Source organism: Hydrogenophaga sp. GW101-3F08 (genome assembly GCF_059424585.1).
In genome coordinates, this window is record NZ_JBWKZP010000019.1 from 1 (window position 1) to 4,541 (window position 4,541).

Annotated in this window: 3 protein-coding genes and 1 pseudogene; all 4 read right to left on the minus strand. The window is 67.9% G+C overall.

The genetic code is table 11. The annotated features are described in order from the left end of the window. Window positions 1–989 (minus strand): cache domain-containing protein (locus AC07YZ_RS25380; RefSeq protein WP_494796777.1); only part of this gene is annotated, 989 nt, incomplete at its 3' end. 33 nt (window positions 990–1,022) lie between these two features. Beyond that, window positions 1,023–2,597, minus strand: a complete 1,575-nt coding sequence (locus AC07YZ_RS25385) for a methyl-accepting chemotaxis protein (RefSeq protein ID WP_494796778.1) — start codon at window positions 2,595–2,597, stop codon at window positions 1,023–1,025. After that, on the minus strand, window positions 2,594–4,174 hold the full coding sequence (locus AC07YZ_RS25390) for a methyl-accepting chemotaxis protein (RefSeq protein WP_319004776.1): 1,581 nt from the start codon (window positions 4,172–4,174) through the stop codon (window positions 2,594–2,596). Before AC07YZ_RS25390 ends, AC07YZ_RS25385 begins: the two co-directional genes overlap by 4 nt. A gap of 124 nt (window positions 4,175–4,298) precedes the next feature. Then, a pseudogene (locus tag AC07YZ_RS25395) lies at window positions 4,299–4,541 on the minus strand (methyl-accepting chemotaxis protein); the annotation flags it as partial.

Below are 4,541 nucleotides of genomic sequence, written 5' to 3' on the forward strand. Positions count from 1 at the left end.
AGCTGGTTGGCCTGGCGCGCGGCGTCCGCGCTCTGGCGCACCGTGCTGGTGAGCTCTTCCATGCTGGCCGCGGTCTGTTGCAGGTTGGAGGCCGTCTGTTCGGTGCGGGTGGACAGGTCCTGGTTGCCGGTGGCAATTTCCTGGGAGGCCGTGCCGATGCTGTCGCTGGCCTGCCGCACCTGGGTCACGGTCTGGCGCAGCGAAGCGACCATCTCCCCCACCGCCGCCAGGAGACTGCCGGGCACCACCTTGGGCAATTCGACCGCCAGATTGCCCGCCGCCACGGACCGCATGACGGCCACGGCCTGGGCCGGTTCACCACCGATCTGGCGCATCACGCTGCGCAGCGTGGCCCACCCCACAGCGCCGATCACGAGCAGCACCGCCAGGCCCACCGCGAGGTTGCCCAGGGTGGCGGCCATGAGCTGGGCGTCCAGGTCGTCGGTGTACAGACCCGATCCGACCATCCAGTTCCAGCCATCGACCTGGATGATGTACTGCAGCTTGGGCACGGGCACCGTGCTGCCGGGGCGGGGGAAGTTCGTGTGCACAAAGGCGCGGCCGTTGCTGCCGTTCTTCATGCCGTTCACCAGGGCGCCGATGACGTCCGTCCCCTCGCCGTCCTTCACCTTGCCGACCATGTTCTGGCCGGCCCACTCCGGCTTGATGGGGTGCATCACCCCCACGCCCTCGGTGGACCAGATGTAGAAATACTCCTTGCCCTCTTTGCCGTAACGCGCCAGACGAATGGCTTCCTTGGCCGCCTCCTGGGCCGCCGCCTCGCTCAGCTTGCCGGCCGTGGCCTGCGCGCGAAACCCTTGTGCAATCGCGTGGGCGGACTCCACCGCCGCCACCAGCTGGTCGCGACGGCCTTCGCCCATCTGTTGGCGCAACTGGTAGACCGACAACAGACCGATCAGGGCAATGCCCACGACCGCCGCCAGGATCTGCAGGGCGATTTTTCCGCGAAAGCTCAGTGAATCCAGCATCGTGTTTCTCCGGGTATCCAATCCATATTCATGTCAGGCAGCGGCCAGCCGGAACGTCGCCACCGTGTGGGTCAGTTGCCGGGCCTGGTCCTTCAGGCTCTCGGCGGCTGCCGCGCTCTGCTCAACCAAGGCGGCGTTCTGCTGCGTCATCTGGTCGAGCTGGTTCACCGCCGTGTTGACCTGCCCGATGCCGTCGCTCTGCTCGCCCGCCGCCGCCGTGATCTCGCCGATGATGTCCGTCACCCGCTGCACGCTGGCAACGATCTCGCTCATGGTCTGTCCCGCGTCGGCCACCAGCCGGCTGCCGGCGTCGACCCGGTCCACGCTGGCGCCGATCAGGCCTTTGATCTCTTTGGCCGCTTCGGCGCTGCGTTGGGCGAGGTTGCGCACCTCGCCGGCCACCACGGCGAAGCCCCGGCCCTGTTCGCCGGCGCGTGCGGCTTCCACCGCGGCGTTGAGCGCCAGGATGTTGGTCTGGAAGGCGATGCCGTCGATCACGCCGATGATGTCGTTGATCTTCTTGCTGCTGTGGTTGATCTCGTCCATGGTGGCCACCACCTGGTTGACCACCTGGCCGCCGCGGGCGGCGATCTCGGCCGCGCTGGAGGCGAGCTGGTTGGCCTGGCGCGCGGCGTCCGCGCTCTGGCGCACCGTGCTGGTGAGTTCTTCCATGCTGGCCGCGGTCTGCTGCAGGTTGCTCGCGGCCTGTTCGGTGCGTGCGCTCAGGTCCTGGTTGCCCGAGGCAATCTCGGCCGAGGCCGTGTTGATGCTGTCCGTGGCGCTGCGCACCTGGCCCACGGTCTGTTGCAGCGAGGTCTGCATCGAACGCAGGGCCTCCATCATCGACGCGGTCTCGTCGCGCCCTTCGCCCTCGTCGACGCGGTGCGTCAGGTCGCCCGCGGCGATGGCCGTGGCCAGTTCGCGCGCCCGGTCCAGCGGTTTGCAGATGCTGCGCATGTTGAGCCAGGTGAACGGCACCAGCAGCAGGCCCACCCCGGCGAGCACGCCCAGGTTGAGCAAAGTGGCCTGGGCCGCGCCGTCCTCGCGCGCGGTGCGCGCCTCGGCGGCGTCCGCGTCAAGCACCTCGGCGGTCTTGAGCAAGGTGGCGTCCAGCGCGCGCATGTGCTCCTTGGCGTTGCCCAGCATCTTGTCGGCCGTGTGGCTGTTGTCGTACGCGCCGTCCTCCACCTGCAGCACGATCTGCTGGGTCGCCTTCGCGTAGGCCGTCAAGCGCGCCAGCGCCTCGTCGAGCAGCGGCGCTTCCCGGTCGTTCGCGTCGGCCCGCATCGCCTCCAGCTGCTTCTGCGCCGCCGCCACCGCCGCGGTCCAGCGGTCCCGGTGCTGGTTGAGGGTGATGCGGTCGTCGTAGTAAATGATCATGTCCTTTTCCGCCCGGTTGACGTCCCCGACCTGGCGGTTGACGTCGCTCAGCGCATGCGCGCGCTGCAGCGAGCGGGTGATGAACCGGTCGGTGCGCTGGCTCTGCTGCCACATCGACAGCACGCCGGTCGCGGCCACGAGGCACACCATGGCCAGCATGAGCACGAGCATGCCGATCAGGCGGGTGCGGATGCGGAAACGGCGCATGGCGTTGATGAGCGTGTTCATACAGAGTCCCTCTCGGTGTCCAGCCGGAATGTGGCGACCACGCTGGCGAGCTTGGTGGCCTGGTCCTTCAGGCTCTCGGCCGCGGCCGCGCTCTGTTCGACCAGCGCGGCGTTCTGCTGCGTCATCTGGTCGAGCTGGCCGACCGCCGTGTTGACCTGACCGATGCCCTGCGCCTGCTCGTTCGCGGCGGTGGTGATGTCGTTGATGAAGGCCGAGACCTTCTCGGCGTTGGCCACGATCTCGCCAATGGTGCTGCCCGCCTCGGCCACCAGCCGGCTGCCGGCGTCGACCCGGTCCACGCTGGCGCCGATCAACGCCTTGATTTCCTTGGCTGCTTCGGCGCTGCGCTGGGCCAGGTTGCGCACCTCGCCGGCCACCACAGCGAAGCCCCGGCCCTGCTCACCGGCGCGTGCGGCTTCCACCGCGGCGTTGAGCGCCAGGATGTTGGTCTGGAAGGCGATGCCGTCGATCACGCCGATGATGTCGTTGATCTTCTTGCTGCTGTGGTTGATCTCGTCCATGGTGGCCACCACCTGGCCGACCACGCGGCCACCGCGTTCGGCCACCTCGGCGTTGGCCACCGCCATCTGGCTGGCCTGGCGCGCGGCCTCGGCGCTCTGGCGCACCGTGCCGTTGATCTGCTCGATGCTGCTGGCGGTCTGCTGCAGGCTGCTGGCGGCCTGCTCGGTGCGGGTGGACAGGTCCAGGTTGCCCGAGGCGATTTCGGCGCTGGCGGTGCCGATGCTGTCGGTGGAACTGCGCACCTCGCCCACGATGCGCACCAGCGACGCCTGCATGCCCCCCAGCGCCCGCATGAGCGCGGAAACCTCGTCCTTGCCGGTGCCGGTGATGTTCTGCGTCAGGTCCCCACGGGCGATGGCCTCGGCCACGCGCTGGGCCTGATCCAGCGGTTTGCAGATGCTCTGCATGTTGGCCAGCGTGGTGGGCACCACCACCAGCGCGGCCAGCGCCACGGCCACGCCAAACAGGGCCATGGTCTGGTCGCTGGCGCTCTGCTCCTCGGCCTTCAGGCGGTCCGCTTCGGCCATGATGCTTTTTTCGATCGTCTGCAAGTCGCCGAGCAACACCTTGTACTGGTCATGCGCCTTGGCCAGCATGCGGTTGGCCACGGTGGCACTGTCGTAGCTACCGTCCCTGATCTGCGCCACCACAGGCTCGACCGATGTCACGTACTCGCCCAGGCGCTTGTCCATGTCGCGCAGCGCCTGGTTGTCGGTGTCTTCCTCGCCCTCGAGCATCTGCGCGATGTCCTTGCGCAGCTGATCGCGGGCCTTTTCCCAGCGCATGTTGGCCAGCGAGAGCTGCTCGGGCGATTCGTATTGGATCACCATGTCTTTCTCGTAACGGCTCAGGTCGCCCATCGCCACCTTCAGGCGCGACAGCGCGAGCGTCTCCTCGAAGGCATTTCCCACGAACGTGTGGTTGATCGTGATCAGGCGCGTCATGCCCCACAGGCCCGCCCCGCCCACGATGCCCAGCAGACAGAGCACCACACCGATGGCCGCCAGCATGCGCAGGCGGATCGAAAACAAGCGCATCAAAGATTGAAGTCCCATGACAAAAGCTCCGGATCGTCAATGAAAAAAAAGTAGCGAGTGCCGCGCGCCCGGTGCCGCGGTGTTCGACAGGCCGCCGCGGCCCGGACCACCCCCAGAGCCAGGGGCCCAGCCGCGTGGGCATTCATCGGGCGGCTCCCGAGGACGGGGGGGCGGCGCCATCGATGCGGAACACCTGCACCACCTGGGACAGGCGCGAGGCCTGGTCCTTCAGGCTCTCGGCGGCTGCCGCGCTCTGTTCGACCAAGGCGGCGTTCTGTTGTGTCATCTGGTCGAGCTGGTTCACCGCAGTGTTGACCTGCCCGATGCCGTCGCTCTGCTCGCCCGCCGCCGCCGTGATCTCGCCGATGATGTCCGTCACCCGCTG